Origin of the sequence: Streptomyces sp. NPDC006544 (assembly GCF_040611715.1) — a bacterium.
In the GTDB taxonomy this organism is placed as follows: domain Bacteria; phylum Actinomycetota; class Actinomycetes; order Streptomycetales; family Streptomycetaceae; genus Streptomyces.
This window is the reverse complement of the sequence record NZ_JBEXOV010000060.1, coordinates 31,454-48,264: the sequence shown is the minus strand read 5'-3', so window position 1 is coordinate 48,264 and position 16,811 is coordinate 31,454. Positions and strand designations below refer to the sequence as shown.

Below are 16,811 nucleotides of genomic sequence, written 5' to 3'. Positions count from 1 at the left end.
AGCTACCTCGCCGGCCTCCACCTCCGCGCCGCAATGATCTGGATCGACGACCTGCTGAAGGCTCCCGAATGATCACGACATCACACAGGCCCTAGGACCCCCGGCCCTGACAGACATGCCCCGTTGCCGGGACCAACGTGTCATCAGGCGCTGCGGTGGCCACCGGTGGCGGCGGTACGGCGTGTCCGGGACGTCATGGCTCCCCCGCGCCCCGCAGCCGACCCGAGCCTTCAGAGCGCAGCAAGCTACCGCGAACCCGCCAGGGCGCACTCGGCCGCACAAGGCCGCCGCCGCGCATGGGGGCGCCCCGCCCGTGCCTGCACCGGGCGCACCCGGACGCTCCGCCCGTGGCGCTGCTTCCGGCTGCGGGAACCCACGCGGGATCATCGCGCCCGCCCCGCACGCCCGGTGCAGACTGCCGCCGGAGGGCAGGCACCGCCGCCCCGGGGCGCTGACACCGACCACCGCCGATCCAGGTCAGGCGCGGGGAGGATGCGGCAGTGGGCTCAGGTCGGCGTTGAGGGAATCGTGGCCAAGGGCCAGGAGCAGCAGCCGAATCAGCCGCGCCACCCCGGCTGGCAGACATGCCGGTCCGGGATACCGCCGAAGCCGTCCCCGGCGCCACCACCGAAACCCTGCCCCGCCCGGAGACGGTCCTGCTGCGCCACTCTGGGGCCGGCCTCGAAGCGGCTCGTCGCGTGGAGGCGCTCCATCAGGGCGGACATCTGGCGTCGGACGGTGCGCAGGGACACCCCGAGGCGAGGAGCTTCCCAGCAGTTCGAGTTCGGTCGCGGTGGGCCGGGTGCCGCTGGGGCGGGGCGGTCCGCGCCGAGCGGCACGGCCCAGTTCCACGTCTGCTGGCGGCCGCGACCGCCGAGACGGCGTCGGCGAACGTCGAAGGCGCCGCATCCGGCATCACCGGGTCGTCCGCGAGCGCGACCAGAGCGACGGTGAAGTGCCGGCGCACGGCCTCCGCCCGCCCGGCGAACGCCCGCAGCCAGCCACGGACCGTGCCCTCGGCCAAGCCCAGACGGGCGGCGACCTGGCGGTGGCCCATGCCCAGGGCGGCTATGTCCAGCCCCGCCCCGATTACCTCGGCCGCATCCGCCCGCCGCGGCCAAAATGCTTCCGCCAGAGCACGTGGGTGACCTTGCAGTCCGAGCAACGCGTACGGCGTGGCCGCAGAAACAGCCGGGCCCCAAGATCACCCCGAATCTCCCGCGGCCGGCCATGACCCCACGGGGCCAGGACAGACGAACACACGGGACACACCAGCCGACCGGCTCGCAGCTGCCGTTCCACCAACAGCACATCCGCGTCCACGATCAGCACAGCAGCCTCCGCAGCCTCCGCAGCCTCCGCAGCCACGATGTGCTCCGGCACCGAGCACGGACGAAGTACCGCCAGCCTGCCCAAACACCAAAGGACCATGTCACTCAAGGCGAACTCGCCTTCACTCAACCTGTATCGGGACGAAGAGATCCAGATCGCCTGTCGCCCCTGGGGGACGGCCATTGTTGCCGGGGTCCGGCAACGACTTGGAACTGTTCCTGTGCCAAGCTGCGGACTATGGGGTGGACATTCAAATTGCACGGCGGAATCGCTACCGCGCTGGGCACCGCACTGTTGGTGCTGGCCGCGCTCACCTGGCTTCCTGGTTCCTTGCCGATAAGCGGGTCGAGGTGGCTGATGCCAGTGATTGTCGTGCTGCTCTTCCCGATCTTCATATCTGCCTGGGTACGTATGTTCTTGACGCGCGCGGACCGGCACTCGATGTGGCTGGCCTTCCGGTGCCTCTCCAGCAAGGTTCAGCTGGGGCTTGCGACATTGGCCATGGCGGGCGTCGCGATGATCATCGTCAGTATGGCCGCAGAGAGGAACTTGCAGTCGGCCGAGGTAAAGGACGGCCGCTACTTCGCCCTCGACACAACGCCGCATGCGCGCGGCACGGTAGAGATCACCCAGAGCCAGTACGAGGCAGTCCTGGAGAGTGATCAGCGCAGCATGTTCGCGATCCCAGGCTTGCTCTTCGTCGGCGCCGCATACGCCGTCCTGACATCCGCAGAGATCCGGCGAGCAGATCGTGGCTTTGTGCCGTCGAGGCCGTGAAGAGGCCATGATCCGCAGCGGTTGACGAAGCGTGCGACGGTGCCTGGGCTCCGACTCGAACCCGTACGCCGGTTTGTAGATGACCTAGCGACAACGCGTTCGTCTTCACCGTGTCGTCGCGGATGAAGAGACAGCACGACTCCAGACACGACCACAGCCCGTGCCCAACGAAAGTGTCGCCGTCACCCCTTCTCATCACCACCCAGAGAGTCGTCCAACAGCTACGGCCGCGTCGATCTCCTCTGCATCGACGAACTCGGCTACATGGAACTCGACCGACGCGGCGCCGAACTCCTCTTCCAGGTCCTGACCGAACGAGAGGAGAAGAACAGCGTCGCCATCGCCTCCAACGAGTCGTTCTCCAAAGCGCACATGTTCCGGCGAACCTGTGCCAGGCAGTGCCGAAACTTCACGGGTTCCGGAAGGAACTCGGATGCTGCATGATCGAACGATGCTGATCGAGCTGGAGAAGGTCGCAAAGTTTCCCTGGAGCCTGTGGGGCTCGAAAAATCATCGTTGCTGGTCAGGTGGTGTTCGTGGGGTTGCTGGCATGATGCGCGGGTGATCGTTTCGTTGCTGTACCGCGCTACTCGCACGTTGCTCTCGATACCAGGGGTGTTGGTGCGTCGGGACACGGCGAAGGATGTCGAGTTGTTGGTGCTGCGGCACGAGAATGCGGTGCTGCGGCGTCAGATCACTGGTCCGGTGCGCTATGAGCCGGTCGACCGGTTCTGGTTGTCGGCGTTGTCTTCGCTGGTCCCGCGTCGTCGTTGGGCGGAGGTCTTCCCGGTTGTGCCGGGGACGCTGTTGGCCTGGCACCGCAGATTGATGGCGAGGAAGTGGGACTGCTCTGCCCGGCGCGGTCGTACCGGTAGGCCGCCGACTGCTGCCGCGCTGACGAAGCTGGTGCTGCGGCTGGCGGGCGAGAATCCGCGGTGGGGCCACCGCCGGATCCAGGGTGAACTTGTACGGTTGGGCCATTCGATCGCACCGTCCACGGTCTGGGAGATCCTGCACGCGGCCGGCATCGATCCGGCCCCGCGCCGGTCGGGTCCGAGTTGGCGGGACTTCCTCACTGCTCAGGCCGAGGGGATCATCTCGGCGGACTTCTTCCACGTGGACACGGTGCTGGGCACGCGCCTGTATGCCATGGCGTTCCTCGAGCACGGCACCAGGAGGCTGCACATCACCGGGGTGACCCGGCATCCGACCGGGCAGTGGGCCACGCAGCAGGCCCGCAACCTCGCCACCGACCTCGGGACCCGCGTGGAGTTCCTGCGCTTCCTGCTGCGGGACCGAGACGCCAAGTACACGATGTCCTTCGATGCCGTCTTCGAGTCCGAGGACATGGACGTCCTGCTCAGTGCCCCACGAGCACCCCGTATGAACGCCCACTGTGAGCGGGTGATCGGCACGGTCCGCCGTGAGGTACTGGATCATGTTCTGGTGCTGAACGAGGCTCACGCGCGACGGGTCCTGGCCGAATATCAGGATCACTACAACGGGCATCGGCCTCATCGGGCTCGGGATCAGCGGCCACCCGATGTGAGTGCGCAGCCTGCCCCTGTCCGCCGCTTCGACGGGCGCAGGCTCCTGCGCACCCGCGTCCTCGGCGGCATCATCAACGAGTACCGCTATGCGGCATGAACTGCAGCGATGACTTTCCGAGCCCTACAGGCATGGAGTCCCGCATGAGTCCCGAGAAGAACCTGTTGCGCCTGGTGGATGTCTGTCCTGATCTCGTTGGCGAGATAGTTGCCCTGCTGCGGGACTCACATCCGGGAGACCCGATCTCGGACTCGATCTCGAGCCTGCCCGTTCACGGGATCTGCCGCAACTATGTGTTGACTGCTCCGGATGGGACGCCATCGCCGTGGGTCATCGCACTGGAACGTGAAGCGGAGACGGTGTTCCTGCTGGGTGTTGATCCGTCTCAGTCTGTAGTCACGTGGGTTGATGTACTGGATGGGCGAGATCCGCCTGCCGCGTTGTTGCGTCAGTCGTGACACGTCTGGGCTTTGTTCCCCTTTGATGGTGGGTTGGGCGACTGTATGCCTCGCCGGTGGCGAGGACGCGTCCGACGTCGTAACGGGTGGCGGGCCGCCGGTTCTTCGAGCCGAGCGGTCGGCCTGGGCCGCGGCGGGTGGGTTTTGGCGCACTGGCTGGCGTGCCCGTCTTCGCGCGCAGGTTCCTGAACCCGCGGCGGACCCGGGCGGGGGTGAGTCTGTTCGGTTCCGCTGGCCGTTCCCACGGCCGGCGCAGATCCTGTGCGAGGGGGCGGGCGAGGCGAAGCTGAGCGTGCGCGGCCAGGACGAGCCAGGTCCAGCGATCGGCGGCCCGCGAGTCCCGCACCTTCGGGCGGGTCCAGCCAAGGGTCTGCTTGAGGAGGCGGAAGGTGTGCTCCACGTCGAAGCGGCGGAGGAACGCCTGCCAAGCAGCGGTCAACGTCGTCCGTGGCGGCGCCGGTGCCCGACCACCACAACGTCGGCGTCCGGGTCGTAGACGGTGCCCGGCGCCGCGTCGGCGAGCAGCTGGGCGAGGCGTTCCCACTCCGCGTTGTTGTAGAAGCGGCTGGCTTTGCGCTCGTAGCGGGGGCTCAGGCGCCAGCAGCCGGGACAGCCAGGACATCGTCCGCTCAATGACCCAACGGCGGCGCTGGGCCAGCGGCGCGGGGGTCGCCGAGTTCTGCCAGGATCTCGGCGGCCTGCGCGCGGTAGCGCCTTTCCAGGGTGGTGTCGTGAGCCAGACCATAAAGGAGGTCGGCGGCACGTGGGTCGCCGAGTTCCGCCAGAGACCCAGCGGCGTCCACGCGGCCGCCCCAGTTCAGGGTGGTGTCGTGGGCAAAGGCGTGGAGAGGGTCAGCGGCGCGGGGGTCGCCGAATTCGGCCAGGGCCTCGGCGGCCTGCATACGGTCGTCACTCTCCAGGGTGGTGTCGTGAGCCAGACCATGAAGGAGGTCGGCGGCACGCGGGTCGCCGAGTTCCGCCAGAGACTCAGCGGCGGCCACGCGGTCGTCGCCCTCCAGGAGAGCGTTTTGGGCGAGGCGATACAGGCGGTTCGCGGTGAAGTGGATGGTCTCGTCCGGGAGAGCGGTACCCAGGTTGGCGAGCTCGATGATGAAGTCGCAGCCTTCGAGTCCGGAGCGGGCCAGACGGCTGAGGTACCGGCGGCCTGCGGTGAGGCCGCTGTGGTGTGCGGCGTCGAGGAGGAACCCGACGTAGGAGGGATTCTCACGCGGGGGCATCCAGTACCTACTCCCCCATATCCGCGGCGCGATGCCGAGTCCGCGGTCCGAGGGCCAGTATCTGTATGGCTCGTGAAAGACACGGCGGAGGACTTGGGCTCCGGTGCGCCGGTTGTTCATGAGGTGGCGGGCGGCGAGGTGTTCCTGAATGGTCTGGTGGAGGAAGACGAGGTCGCCGGCTTGGGCGATGAGCTGGCCGCTGCCGCGCAGAGCAGTGCTGAGGAACGCGTTCCAGTCGTCGGCGGGTACCCGGTCCGGCCGCTTGGCACTGGGGTGGGACTGCACGATGTCCACGGCGGGCCGGCTGTTTTCGGCCTGTTGACGTTCGGCTGCGAGATGGCCGGTGATGTCCTCGAGCTGGTCCAGGATGATCTCGGCCTGTGCGGAGGCGGCGGGTCCGTAGCGGTCCACACCTGCGAGCAGGCGGGAGGGGCTGCCTGACGCGTCGGCGGTGTAGTGGCGTTTGTGCAGCAATGTGGTGAAGCTGTCGTAGATGCCCGCGCGTCCGGCGGGCAGGGGCTGCTCGGGGGCGGCGGCGTGGAGCTGGCAGAGCATCGCGGCCATAAGCGGTACCCGGGCGAGCGCCAAAAGGCGGCTGCGGTCCAGTGCCAGGACGAAGCCCTCGGCGGCAGCGTCAGGGTCCGGCAGGCCTGCGGCCCGGAACCAGCCGCTGGCAACCTGCGGCAGGTCGTCGTCGCTGAAGGGCTGAAGGTCGTAACGAGGCACGTCGGCGCCGAGCGTGTCCAGTGTGCCGTCCGGCAAGGGGCGGGTGGCGATCACGAACCGGTACAGGTCCTTGTCGTCGCCGTCGGAGACGCTGGCGATCCTCGTCAGGACTCGGTAACGCGCCGCCGGGTCGGTGACCTCGTCCAACCCGTCGATGAGTACCAGCCAGCGCATGCCCGGCTGTGGGGCGGCAGCGAAAAGCTCCGGAGGGATGCCGTCGCGCAGACCGTGGTGGGTGAGAGCGGCTGTCACGGCTTTTGCCAGTGCGCGTTGCAGGGGCAGTTCAGCGGTCAGGGCGGCGGCGGGAACCAGGATCGGGAGGGCCGCTCCGCCGGAGCCGTTGAGAAAGCGTGCGGCGCCCTCGGCCATACGGGTGCGCAGCAGGCTGGACTTGCCGCCCCCCGGCCCGGCCACAACCACACAGGTCGGCGGGTCGGCTAGGACAACGTCGGCTCCCGTTGCCCTCGCGGTGACGGCGGCATGGGCTTCGCGGTCGCTGTCGGCAGCGTCGTTATCCAGTCGGCGGACTTCCTGACGCAGGTAGACCGTGGCCAGCGGGGGCGCGGCGCCGGGCAGGACACCGGCATAGGGGTGCTCGCTGGCCGCGCGGTGCGCAGCGGCCAGATAGTCCGCCAGATGCCGGGCTGCCGGACTGGCGTGTTCCAGCCGCAGGCCGATCCCATGCGCGGCCAGGGTGTCACGGAAGCCCGGCAGCTCGGCCAGGGCCGTCACGGGGACCGCTCCCAGCACACTGGCGTCCTGCGCGACAGGGCGATCGGTGGCCAGTACCCCGACGAGCAGGGACCCGCAGAACACCGCCGTGCCCGAACTGCCCGCCCAGCCCGACTCGCCGGCGAGTCGGCGGGGCACGACACCCTCGTCGACGTGCACGGTCAGCATTCCCGATCTGCGCGCGTGCAGGGCGTCCACGTGGCCGCGCACCGGCATGGTGTCGCGTCGGCTGCCGGGACGTGCCTCTGCGTCGGGGAAGCCCAATCCCATGCAGGGGACCTTGTCCTGGCCAGTGATCCGCCCGAAGCGGACCGTTCCGGTCGATGGGCACGCCCGGTCCGGGCCGTCGATCACCAGCAACGCAGCATCATGGTTCGGTGCGGCATCCAGGTCTACCGGCTCGTGCGGCCAACACCACGCCGCTGCCAGCCACCCGGTGCGCTGCGGGACTTCCAGAGGCCGGACCTCGACCCGCCCGCCCGGCGCCACGTCCTGCACCACGTGGTAGGACGTCAGCACCAGACGGGCGGTCAGTAGATACCCCGTACCTACCCGCCCGGTGCCCGCCTGCCCGGCGCCGGGAGCCCATACCTCAACGACCCGAGCCTGATCCATCCCTACCCCTTACGGTCAGTGAGTCCGACGGCTGCGTCGCTCACAAGGGCCGCTGTGCGGTCTGGGCGTGGATGCGCGCGTCCGCGCCCGCATCATCGACCGGCTGCAGCGTGAGCTTGATCCGGTGAACCATGCCGGAGCCGGCCGTACCACGGGCCTCCGCCGACCACGGCAGCACGAACACCTTCGCCGTGGCCCCGGCCTCCTTGCGGACCTCGACGCTGAACTCCAGCTCCACCGGCCCCGCACGGAACGCCAATGCCTTGCCGGCACCCTCCTCCATGGCCTGCTGCAACTGAGCACGGATCGCACCGACCGCCTCACCCAGCTCCGCCCACGGTTCCGACACCATCAACCACCCCTCAACCTCATTGATAACGCTGCGGAGTTCACCGTAGGGCAACCGCCACACACAAGGAGGCCGCAACCGCCAGTTTGCCCACCCGCCGGAAACCGGCGGCCGCGTAACGCGAGGTTCTGGTACTGGCCCGGGCGCTGGTCCCGCGGCTAGCAAGGCGGCGGCGCAGCCGCCGTCCGTGCCAGGACGCGGTCAGCTCACTCAGCGGAACGTGGCAGCTCGGATGAGACCGGGTGCGAATCCGCCAGCTGGACTGCGACAGGACATGAACGGTGACCGCCACCACCACGCGCCGGGGATCTTGGTGACAACAAGCCTGCCTTGGTGACAGCTATCGTGCTTCGGCTCAAGATTTGGTTTACAGCAGGTTCAGAATTCAGCTGGGTCAGAACCGGAAAGAGATTGACGACACGGCGGTGAAATCAGCGCGGAGACCATCCGCCCGTGTGCCCCATTCCGTGAAATACGACTCCGTGATGGCCTCGGCGACGATCCGACGCAGCTCCTCCTCCGTCGCACCGGCTGCCTGGAGCTCCAGGATCTGTTTCACGTAGATGGGCGAAATGTCCGTGGTGATCTGGCGCTCGCGTCCGTCATCCGAGCTGCCCGTGCAGGTGAATCCGAAGTACGCCGTCACCTCCACCATCATCCCCCTGGAGGTGGACGCCTGCGCTCTGACCTGCGGTTGCCATTCGGATTCGGTCGCTTCCACCAGAGCTGCCTGGAGCCGCTTCTGCGGCTTCTTCAGCTTCCCGGCACGGTAGCGCTCGATCGTGCGGGTCGAGGTGCCCACACGCTCCGCCAGGCTCCTCGCTGACTCCGTCATCCGCGTGAGGAGGAATTTCACCCGTGCATTGGCTGACTGCGGCACGGGCCGGGTGAAGACCTTCCGCTCCGCCCGCGCGAGGGCCTCCAGGACCTTGCCGTGGCGCGGGGCCGGCTGCTGCTCGTGATCGCTCATGTCACCAAGGACGCCACGGTGCCCCTGTGGACAGAGGCCAGGCTGCCGCTCCCAAGTCGGCTTTCGGAGCCGGGTGCGACTGCTCGCGATAGTTGGCGGGTGTTCACGAAAGATGGCGGGCGGGGTCGCCGAGTGATCACCGGACGTTCCAGGAACTCCTGCTCGGCTCGGTCTTCTGCTGAACTTGTGGCTACTTCCCGCTCTAGGAGGGTCCGTGGGTTGCTGATTGGCTTCTTCCGGCGGACGACGAGCGTTCCACCCGGTCGTCCGGGCACCGCCATGTTCGTCCGAGGAAAGGAAGAGCCATGCGCAAGCTCTTGACGGTGATGGTGGTGGCCTTGATGGCGGCCATCGGTTTCGCCGCACCGGCGCAAGCCGCCCCCGTGTCCAAGCCCTACAGCTTTGCCTTCGGCGCCAGCACCGCCACCGGAACGGTCAGCTTCACCGACGGGTACACCGCCAGCGTGTCCGGCGTCGTCCACGCCGCGAGCGGCCGACGCAAGGTCTGCGCCGTTGGGCTCAACGGCGACGCGGTGTCGGACGAATTCCCCTGCAGCCCGTGGGCGTACGCGGGCGGGCCGAACCAGCCCTGGGGCGGATCAATGCGGATTCCGCTCCCGGGCGGCGTCGTACAGGTCGGCATCATGATGTACGACGAGAACATGGAACCGCTGGACGGCGTGATCTGTTCCCGCGGGGGCTGTTCACACCTGTAGATGTCCCGAGCCGGGCGCTCCGACGCCGGTCAGCCCTACCCGGTGGCCTGCCGCGGAGTCCCGCAGCACGGGCCTTGCGCAAGCGTTTGGGGAGTAGTCACGGTGACCGCTCCCCAAACGCTTGCGCAAAGCACCCATTCGGACTCGCGGCCCTTGACCTGCTGAGCTCAGGTTCAGAAACAGGCACTCCGATTCAGGCGAGGGTGGCGGGGCGGGTCGCCGCATGCTCACACCCGACCGACGGCACCAAACCGCCACCTAACGCGAACAGAACCCGCCAACGGCGATGAACAGTTTCCGGCGACCTGCGGGGACATCGGACCACGCCCGCCAACAATCGTGAGCGGTCACACTCCGTGAGACGTTGATCCTTACTTGGCCACGTTGATTTCCAGTTGGCCAGCGGATGCCCGCAGCGATCGGCGCGGCCCTCTCGTCACGTCCGCGTCGGCGGGGCAGGATCTGGAGGATGACGGCTGAGTTGAGGGCAGAGACCGTCGTGTGCTCGTACTGCGCGGCGGGCCCGACCGATGGCCAGGCGCGTACGGTCGCAGTTGCGGCCGGGTGCCGGCTGACGGTGACGTGGCATGTGTTGTCTTGCCCGCACTATGCGGCTGACCGTGTCCTGGCGGGAAAAGAGGATTGAGCCCGGCCTCTGTCCGTTTGAGCCGCGCCGAGGCCGGGAGGTAACGGGCGGACGGCCTGACCCCCGTACAGGCCCCACCCGGCCTCTCGATGACCGTCGGCGGGCCGAGCGTGATCGTAGCGCGGTCTGCCCCGCCGTTTCACGGCGGTGGTGACCTGGGACTACTGCGATCCCTTGGGGATGATATGACGGCAGCGCACGGGGCCCCGACGAGTCCTCGGCGACCAGGCCGGCCATGGCCCCTATGCGGCCGGTTCGGCGGGTATGGACCCCCGCGCCCGAGAGGTGATCGAGAACATCGTGCGGGCGGTCCGTGGGCGACGACGCCCGCATCCGCGCCCTGCTGGCCACTTCGGCCGCCGTCGCGGACACCGCGGTCCTGCTGTACCTGCGCAAGCGGCTGTACGCGCCGGACTGAAGGTGTGGTTTTCAGGCCCGGTGGAACAAGTCTCCGGTATTCAGTGGGCGCCGGGCACCCGACGCCAAGCCCGGACGGCGGGGCACCTCCCGGCCCTCGGCGAGCCACTGACGCTCGACAGCGTCGTAGATCGGCGCGTCGGACACCTGCCAGAACTCCTCGGCCAGCCGGGCAAATCCGGCTCGCTCCGGAGGCGAAACGGTTTTCTGCTCCATACCCGGGTCCAACGAACTCGGGCAACCGATGTGGCGGCGCGTGACCGTTCCGTCATGAACCGATGCCATGAAGGCGGCAGGGCCGGGAACGACGACGGCCCCTGCCGCCGGGGGGCGAGGCAGGGGCCGCCGTCACACGGATTCCGGCCCGGGGGGAGCGAAGGGCCGGGGGCACGTGTCGCCGCTCTCAACGCATACGGCTCCCCGCAGGTCACGCTGGTTGGGCTGTTCAGGTGAGTACGCGGCTGTTGAGGCCGTCGTGGCTATCGGCGCTCTCCTCGTCGAACCAGTAGTCGCCGGCCGCGAGGTAGCGGAAGGAGTGCTCGCTCTTGCCGGGCAGGGCGACGGTGACCGCCCGGGTGCCGTCGCTGCGCGGCGTGAGCGTGTGGGTGCCGGGCTGCCAGTCATTGAAATCGCCCACCACACTGACCGGCCCGGGCGGGGTGTCGGCGGGCAATACGAAGGTGACCTCGGTGCGGTCCCTGCGTGGCTTGCGTTCCAGCATGGCGGTGCACTCCTAACATCAGGCGGGAGGGGGGATCCCGCTCATCCTCGGCAGCGGAGACGCGGTCCGCATTCCGACGCAGCCACTCCGGTTCCCGACGTCACCCTTGCGCCACGATCCGTAGCCGAAATGCTGCTGACGGTAACTGTCCGTGAGTGTGGGGGCGAGGAATTCCTCACCCTCGCATCAAGATGAGTCGCATGGGCGGTACGCAGGACAAGCGCCAGGAGCCGGGCAAGGGCCGCGAGGAGCAGGAGCGCCCGCAGCGACCCGTCCAGGACCCGGTCCACCCCCAGCAGCCGGGCCAGTCGTCCCGTAGCAAGAGCCCCGAGGAGACCTCGCGGCGCCCCGAGGACAACCCGCTCCACGACGAGCGCGACCTGCGCGACGACGAGCTCTAAAGCAGGGGCAGCACCCCACGCACGCAGAGCCCGGTCGGGACCGTAGTCACCCGGCCGAGCTCTGTCACGTCCCGCCCACAGCCGACCGACAGGCCAGCCCGCTCCGCCTCCGGCGAGCGACCCGGAAAAAGAAGGGAAGGGCCGCACAGCCGGCTGCTCGTCGACGGCTACCCGGGTGAGCCCGACTCGCGCCAGGTAACGCCGTGCAGAAACACTCGTTGATCATTTCTGCACGGCGAACACGTTCGCCTGGGCCCGGCCCTGGCATCACCGCGGCTGGCAGAGGGTCCCCGGCCGGAGGTAGAGCGCCCGTGGCGGTGAACGGAAACCCCACCGTCAGAAGACGCCGGCTGGGCGCGGAGCTGCGCCGGCTCCGTCTGGCCCGTGGCCTGACGAGTACGCAGGTGGCAGAGCGACTGCTGATCTCCCAGCCCAAGATCAGTCACCTGGAGAACGGCCGCCGCGTCATCAGGCCCCGCGATGTGCGGGACCTGTGCGGCCTCTACGGAGTCACCGACCAGCAGGTCATCGACACGTTGATGCGGATGGCCGGTGAATCGGACCGGCAGGGCTGGTGGATCGCCTTCGGCGAAGTCCCCTACGCCGTCTACATCCGCCTGGAAACGGAAGCCGCCTCCATCCGCACCTACGAACCCCTGGTGATCCCCGGCCTCCTGCAAACCCCCGCCTACGCGGCTGCGGTCATCGCCGAAACGATCCCGCAGGCCACGCCGGAACAGATCGCCACGTGCCTTGAGGTACGGCTGCGCCGTCAGCACCGGTTCCACCACCCGGCCCGCCCCGCGCGACTATGGGTGATGCTCGACGAATCGGCACTGCGTCGTGTGGTCGGCAGCTCCGCCATCGTGCGCGAACAGCTGGAGCACCTGAACTACCTCAGCACCCAGCCGTACATCACCGTGCAGGTCCTCCCACACGACGTGGGGGCCCACCCGGGCATCTCGGGGCAGTTCTCCCTCCTCCACTTCGCGGACGCTCCCGGGGCAGGGGCGGTGTACCGGGAACGGTTCACCAGCGACCTCTACCTGGAGAGACGATGCGACGTCGAGCGCTACAGGGTCCTGTACGACCACGTGCAGGCCCAGGCTCGGAACCCGGACAGCACCCGCCAGTTCATCACCCGCGCCACACCCATCCACATCGGGTAGCAGGGCATCACCCCTCGCTGAGCCAGCATCGATCAAATGTCTCACTCGGGCAGGCGTTGATCCGTACCGGGCCGGGTTGATACCGGAGCTTCAGCGAGCCTCACACGCGTGCGGGGGAACGCCGGGAGCCCGAGGGCCCCCTGTTGCCCCGGCGGGAGGAGAATGCATTGATCACCATGGACGTCCAGTACTGCGGCAGTTCGGTCTTGGCCGGCGTCAGCGGGAAACTCGACGAGGACGCGGGCGCGGCGCTCCAGCGGGCCCTGGACGACGTCACCGGCGACGAGCGGGACCTCATGGTCGACGACGGTGGTGTCGGAGGGGTAGCGGCGTCGGCGGCAGAGCACGGGCATCGGCCGGTCTCCGGGACGGTTCGGGCGGGGCCGTGCGCTTCGCGACGCTCGCCGCGCTCTGCGACGTACTCGACTGCCAGCCCGGAGACCTGCTGCGCTGGGAGTCCGGCGACGGGGTGCGGGAGGGCGGGGTGCCGGAGGCGGACGGGGTGCGGGACGCCGCCGCCCGGGACGGCTGCGGGGTGGTTCGTTCGGAGCCGGGCGGACGCGGTGCGTGAGGGAGCGCTGCGCGGTGGTGTCACTGGGCCCCGGGGCGGCCGGTGTCCTCCGTGCGCGCCGTACCGGTTGCGGGGAAACGCCTGATGGGGCGGTGTGGGGAGGGGCACGGGGTGAGCGCGGGACACCGAGGTCGCCGCGCGCTACGTGCCGTACCGCACTGGAGGATGTACCGATGAGCGCTGGAAACGGGTTCCTGAGCACCGAGCAGCTGGTCAGCCTGACGGCCTACGACGCCGACGGGGAGAAGATCGGCAGCGTCGGCCAAGTGTACCGCGACGACGCGACGGGCCGGCCCGAGTGGGTCACCGTCAAGACGGGCCTGTTCGGCATGAAGGAGTCGTTCGTCCCCCTGGCGGGTGCGCGCAGCGACGGTGAGGCCCTGCTCGTCCCGCACGCCAAGGACGTCGTGAAGGACGCCCCGCGCGTGGACGCCGACCAGCACCTGGACGCCGACGAGGAGCGCAGGCTCTACCAGCACTACGGCCTGTCCGGCTCGAACGGAAACGGCAACGGGAACGGGAAGGCCAAGCGGACTGCTGTGGACGCGCCCGGAATCGCCACCGGCACGTACGTCGACGACCGGGGCGAGGGCCGCGGCACGGAGGAGATGATCCGCTCCGAGGAGCGGCTGCGCGTGGGCACCGCCAATGAGGAAGTCGGCCGCGCCCGCCTGAAGAAGGTCGTCGTCACCGAGAACGTCACCACTACTGTCCCGGTCACCCACGAGGAGGTCCGGGTCGTGCGCGAGCCGATCCGCGGGGGCGAGCGCGTCCGGGGCGACATCGGCGAGGCGGAGACCGAGGTGACCCTGCACGCGGAGCGCGCGGTGACCCGCAAGGAGACCGTACCCGTCGAGCGCGTGCGCCTGGAGACCGAGAAGGTCACCGAGCAGCAGGAGGTCTCCGACGCCGTGCGCAAGGAGCAGGTCCGCTTCGAGGACGGCAAGGAAGGCCGGGACACCCGTCGCGGCGACGGCCGGGGCGGCCCGCGCCGCTGACGCGCCCCCGCAGCACGGCACGACGAGCGCCGGCCCCGCACTCCTGCGGGGCCGGCGCCCTCGTGTGCCCGTCGCGGTTCAGTCGGGGTCCGTCGGCTCCTGGGCCAGGCGCAGGGCCTGGGCCTGGGCCTGGATAATCTTCTCGGTTGGCATCTTCGGATCCGTCTCGTCGTAGGAGTCGGCCACGACCTCGAAGACCAGGATGGAACCGTTGATCAGGGAGTTGACCGGTCCCGACAACTGTTCAGCACGAACTGGCCGACCTCTGCGGGGTCCGCGTCCACCAGCACCAGGAACCGGTCGGGGTCACGCCGCCGGGCTGGCCGGAGATGCACTCCGGCCCGACCCCTGCGGGCAGCCCCGTGAGGGCGGCGATCGCCTGCAGGCGGGACTCGTTCTCGTTCACGGGCCCGACCTGCCCAACAGGGGCGTCCCGCACTCCCCCGGCGCCCCGTCGGCACCGGGCGCGGGAGCGGTTTCGCGCGCGGCGGGGCCGCGGGGCCGCTCCGGGCCCCGGCCCGCTCGCGGGCGGCCTCCCGCGTCGGCGCGACGTCGAGCCCCGGCCACGGGCCGGACATCTGCAGCTGCTGCTCGGCTCCGGCGGCGGCAACACGGTCCGCACCGACGCCCATGCAAGCCAGATGCGGCAGCGGGCCGACGAGATCGACCAGTTGGCCGCGTACTCACCCGTCAAGATCGCCAAGCGTCTGCGACTCAATGCTGACAATCTCCGCAAGGCAGCTGACGGTCATCCCGTTCCGGAATCCATAACCTGAGAGGGCTGAAGCGCAGGGTCTGCTCCTATCTCACCAGGTCCTCTGAGTCATCCCCTCGGTGGGCTGTGTAGTGGTTCAGGCTGGGGCGGCGAGATCTCCGAAGTCGGAGAGGCGTGGCACGCCCTCAGCTCACCCCGAGCCCATCGCACTTCGGGGCCGCGATCAAGATGGCCGTCCGGTGCTGTGGGTGAGGTTTTCAGAGCCGTCAACCCTGACGATCGGCAGGGGCCACTGTTGCCGATCGGCTCGGGTTTCCGGTCGTCCCCGCTTCTACGTTCAGGCCCCATGGAACAAGAACCGCGAGAGAAGATCAGAGCTGGTCGGCTGCTTGGCGCTTTGGGCGTTCTGGGTGTGGGGGCGGGAGCGGTCGTCTGGCTTTCCCCAGGTGGGCTGGGTGAAGGTGATGCCGTCCAGGTCACTGGAGGAGCATCGGCGTCTGCGTACCGGTCGGTGACACGGGCGGTGACAGATGCGCCCTCATGGCTGGGCCCGCTGCTGGAAGTCGCCACCGAGGGCACGCTGGTGATTCTAGGAATGTTGCTGGCCTGGACGTGGTGGACAGCTATCCGCCGCAAAGACTCAAGAGGGGCCGCCGGATCCGTTTTGACCGGTCTCGGCACCGTCGCGGCCTACGCGGTGAGCGAAGCAGTGAAGCTGGTGGTGGACGAGGAGCGACCTTGCCGCGCGCTGCGCATGGGGGCCGACCTCATTGCGGAGTGTCCCGGCGCGGGAGACTGGTCCTTCCCGAGCAACCACGCCACCTTGGCCGCCGGGCTGGCCGTCGGCCTGGCCGTGCTTCGGCCGCGCCTTGCCGCAGCCACACTGCCGCTGGCCGGGGCCGCCGCGCTGCTGCGCGTGTTGGTGGGGGTCCACTACCCGCACGATGTGCTCGCCGGCGCGGTCCTTGGCGCCACTGTGGTGGTGGCCGTACTGCTCACGTTCCTGCAACTGACCCAGCGGGCGGCATCACGTCTGGGATGGCGGAGGAACGATCCCGGCCTCGTGGGCAACGACTGCGGCAGCAGCCCGGTTATCCACCCCCAGTCTCGCCAGAACGGAACTCACATGGGCCTTCACCGTCCCCTCCACCACATGCAACCGCCGGGCGATCTGCCCGTTGGACAGTCCCGTGCCGAGGAGGGCCAGTACCTGCCGTTCCCGGACGGTCAGGGAGCCGACTCGGGAGCGAGCGACGGAGCGCCGACCGGCCAGGGCGCCCGCGCCCGTCGCGGCAAGGTGAGCGACGACCCGGGCCGCGACCTTCGGTGACAGGTAGGCGGCGCCGTCGGCCACCGCCCGGACCCCGGTGATCAGTTCTTCCGGTTCGCCCGACTTGATCAGGAAGCCGGCCGCGCCACCACCGAGTGCCCGCAGGATGTAGTCGTCCTCACCGAATGTCGTCAGCATGACGACGCCCGTGCCGGGCGAAGTGCTGCGGATCTCCGCTGCCGCGTCGATGCCGTTCATCCCCGGCATACGGATGTCCAGCACAGCCACCGCAGGGCGGTGACGCCGGACCAGTTCCACGGCCTCGCGCCCGTCACCGGCCTCGGCGACGACCTCGATGCCCGGATCCGAGGCGAGAACGGCGCGTACTCCAGCCCGGATCATCGGCTCGTCGTCAGCGATCAGCACCCGGATCATCGGACCC

The 16,811-nt window shown here is 68.9% G+C and carries 16 protein-coding genes and 4 pseudogenes; 10 read left to right on the top strand and 10 right to left on the bottom strand.

Annotated elements, in window-relative coordinates:
* The first annotated feature begins 1,569 nt into the window (after positions 1–1,569).
* From ABZY44_RS25275 to ABZY44_RS25260, 4 genes and pseudogenes are all read left to right on the top strand, one after another.
* Positions 1,570–2,109 (top strand): hypothetical protein, encoded by a 540-nt coding sequence (locus tag ABZY44_RS25275; protein WP_356657537.1) that lies wholly within the window; start codon positions 1,570–1,572, stop codon positions 2,107–2,109.
* A gap of 222 nt (positions 2,110–2,331) precedes the next feature.
* Positions 2,332–2,469, top strand: a pseudogene (locus tag ABZY44_RS25270) (ATP-binding protein); the annotation flags it as partial.
* Positions 2,470–2,670: 201 nt separating this feature from the next.
* On the top strand, positions 2,671–3,756 hold the full coding sequence (locus ABZY44_RS25265; RefSeq protein ID WP_356657535.1) for an integrase core domain-containing protein: 1,086 nt from the start codon (positions 2,671–2,673) through the stop codon (positions 3,754–3,756).
* Positions 3,757–3,800: 44 nt separating this feature from the next.
* Positions 3,801–4,115: a hypothetical protein gene (locus tag ABZY44_RS25260; RefSeq protein WP_356657533.1), complete on the top strand. Its 315-nt coding sequence runs from the start codon at positions 3,801–3,803 to the stop codon at positions 4,113–4,115.
* Here the strand turns inward: ABZY44_RS25260 and ABZY44_RS25255 are convergent.
* From ABZY44_RS25255 to ABZY44_RS25235, 5 genes and pseudogenes are all read right to left on the bottom strand, one after another.
* A pseudogene (locus tag ABZY44_RS25255) lies at positions 4,054–4,591 on the bottom strand (hypothetical protein); the annotation flags it as partial. The gene ABZY44_RS25260 and the pseudogene ABZY44_RS25255 overlap by 62 nt on opposite strands.
* A complete protein-coding gene (locus tag ABZY44_RS25250; protein ID WP_356657531.1) occupies positions 4,551–4,748 on the bottom strand; it encodes a hypothetical protein in 198 nt (65 codons plus the stop codon). The gene ABZY44_RS25250 and the pseudogene ABZY44_RS25255, both read right to left, overlap by 41 nt.
* Positions 4,745–7,330, bottom strand: a complete 2,586-nt coding sequence (locus tag ABZY44_RS25245; protein WP_356657529.1) for a HEAT repeat domain-containing protein — start codon at positions 7,328–7,330, stop codon at positions 4,745–4,747. The genes ABZY44_RS25250 and ABZY44_RS25245 overlap by 4 nt, the downstream gene beginning before the upstream one ends.
* Before the next feature lie 136 nt (positions 7,331–7,466).
* Positions 7,467–7,778, bottom strand: a complete 312-nt coding sequence (locus ABZY44_RS25240; RefSeq protein ID WP_356657527.1) for a trypco2 family protein — start codon at positions 7,776–7,778, stop codon at positions 7,467–7,469.
* A gap of 391 nt (positions 7,779–8,169) precedes the next feature.
* Positions 8,170–8,745 (bottom strand): terminal protein, encoded by a 576-nt coding sequence (locus ABZY44_RS25235; protein WP_356657525.1) that lies wholly within the window; start codon positions 8,743–8,745, stop codon positions 8,170–8,172.
* Between the two features lie 305 nt (positions 8,746–9,050).
* Between ABZY44_RS25235 and ABZY44_RS25230 the strand changes: the two genes are divergently transcribed.
* Positions 9,051–9,461 carry a hypothetical protein gene (locus tag ABZY44_RS25230; RefSeq protein WP_356657523.1) on the top strand — a complete coding sequence of 137 codons (411 nt, stop codon included), beginning with the start codon at positions 9,051–9,053 and terminating at the stop codon, positions 9,459–9,461.
* A 1,075-nt stretch (positions 9,462–10,536) separates the two neighbouring features.
* On the opposite strand, the gene ABZY44_RS25225 is transcribed toward ABZY44_RS25230, so the two are convergent.
* Together ABZY44_RS25225 and ABZY44_RS25220 are read right to left on the bottom strand one after the other, a co-directional pair.
* Positions 10,537–10,740: a hypothetical protein gene (locus ABZY44_RS25225; protein ID WP_356657521.1), complete on the bottom strand. Its 204-nt coding sequence runs from the start codon at positions 10,738–10,740 to the stop codon at positions 10,537–10,539.
* 229 nt (positions 10,741–10,969) lie between these two features.
* Entirely contained in the window at positions 10,970–11,245 is a 276-nt protein-coding gene (locus tag ABZY44_RS25220) for an isoamylase early set domain-containing protein (RefSeq protein ID WP_356657519.1), read from the bottom strand.
* Between the two features lie 200 nt (positions 11,246–11,445).
* Here ABZY44_RS25220 and ABZY44_RS25215 point away from each other — a divergent pair, with 200 nt between their 5' ends.
* The 4 genes and pseudogenes from ABZY44_RS25215 (at position 11,446) to ABZY44_RS25200 (ending at position 14,384) form a co-directional block, all read left to right on the top strand.
* Positions 11,446–11,646: a hypothetical protein gene (locus ABZY44_RS25215; protein WP_356657517.1), complete on the top strand. Its 201-nt coding sequence runs from the start codon at positions 11,446–11,448 to the stop codon at positions 11,644–11,646.
* Between the two features lie 311 nt (positions 11,647–11,957).
* Positions 11,958–12,815, top strand: coding sequence for a Scr1 family TA system antitoxin-like transcriptional regulator (locus ABZY44_RS25210; protein ID WP_356657515.1), 858 nt, complete (start codon positions 11,958–11,960; stop codon positions 12,813–12,815).
* A 355-nt stretch (positions 12,816–13,170) separates the two neighbouring features.
* A pseudogene (locus ABZY44_RS25205) lies at positions 13,171–13,386 on the top strand (helix-turn-helix domain-containing protein); the annotation flags it as partial.
* A gap of 173 nt (positions 13,387–13,559) precedes the next feature.
* The gene (locus ABZY44_RS25200) at positions 13,560–14,384 is read left to right on the top strand and encodes a PRC and DUF2382 domain-containing protein (protein ID WP_356657513.1); all 825 of its coding nucleotides are present in this window, start codon (positions 13,560–13,562) and stop codon (positions 14,382–14,384) included.
* A 78-nt stretch (positions 14,385–14,462) separates the two neighbouring features.
* On the opposite strand, the gene ABZY44_RS25195 is transcribed toward ABZY44_RS25200, so the two are convergent.
* Positions 14,463–14,624, bottom strand: coding sequence for a hypothetical protein (locus ABZY44_RS25195; protein WP_356657511.1), 162 nt, complete (start codon positions 14,622–14,624; stop codon positions 14,463–14,465).
* Between the two features lie 4 nt (positions 14,625–14,628).
* Complete coding sequence (locus ABZY44_RS25190; RefSeq protein WP_356657509.1) at positions 14,629–14,790, bottom strand: hypothetical protein; 162 nt, start codon at positions 14,788–14,790, stop codon at positions 14,629–14,631.
* 655 nt (positions 14,791–15,445) lie between these two features.
* Here ABZY44_RS25190 and ABZY44_RS25185 point away from each other — a divergent pair.
* Positions 15,446–16,090: pseudogene (locus tag ABZY44_RS25185) on the top strand (phosphatase PAP2 family protein); the annotation flags it as partial.
* Positions 16,091–16,126: 36 nt separating this feature from the next.
* On the opposite strand, the gene ABZY44_RS25180 reads toward ABZY44_RS25185, so the two are convergent.
* The gene (locus ABZY44_RS25180; RefSeq protein ID WP_356657507.1) at positions 16,127–16,804 is read right to left on the bottom strand and encodes a response regulator transcription factor; all 678 of its coding nucleotides are present in this window, start codon (positions 16,802–16,804) and stop codon (positions 16,127–16,129) included.
* Between the last annotated feature and the right edge of the window lie 7 nt (positions 16,805–16,811).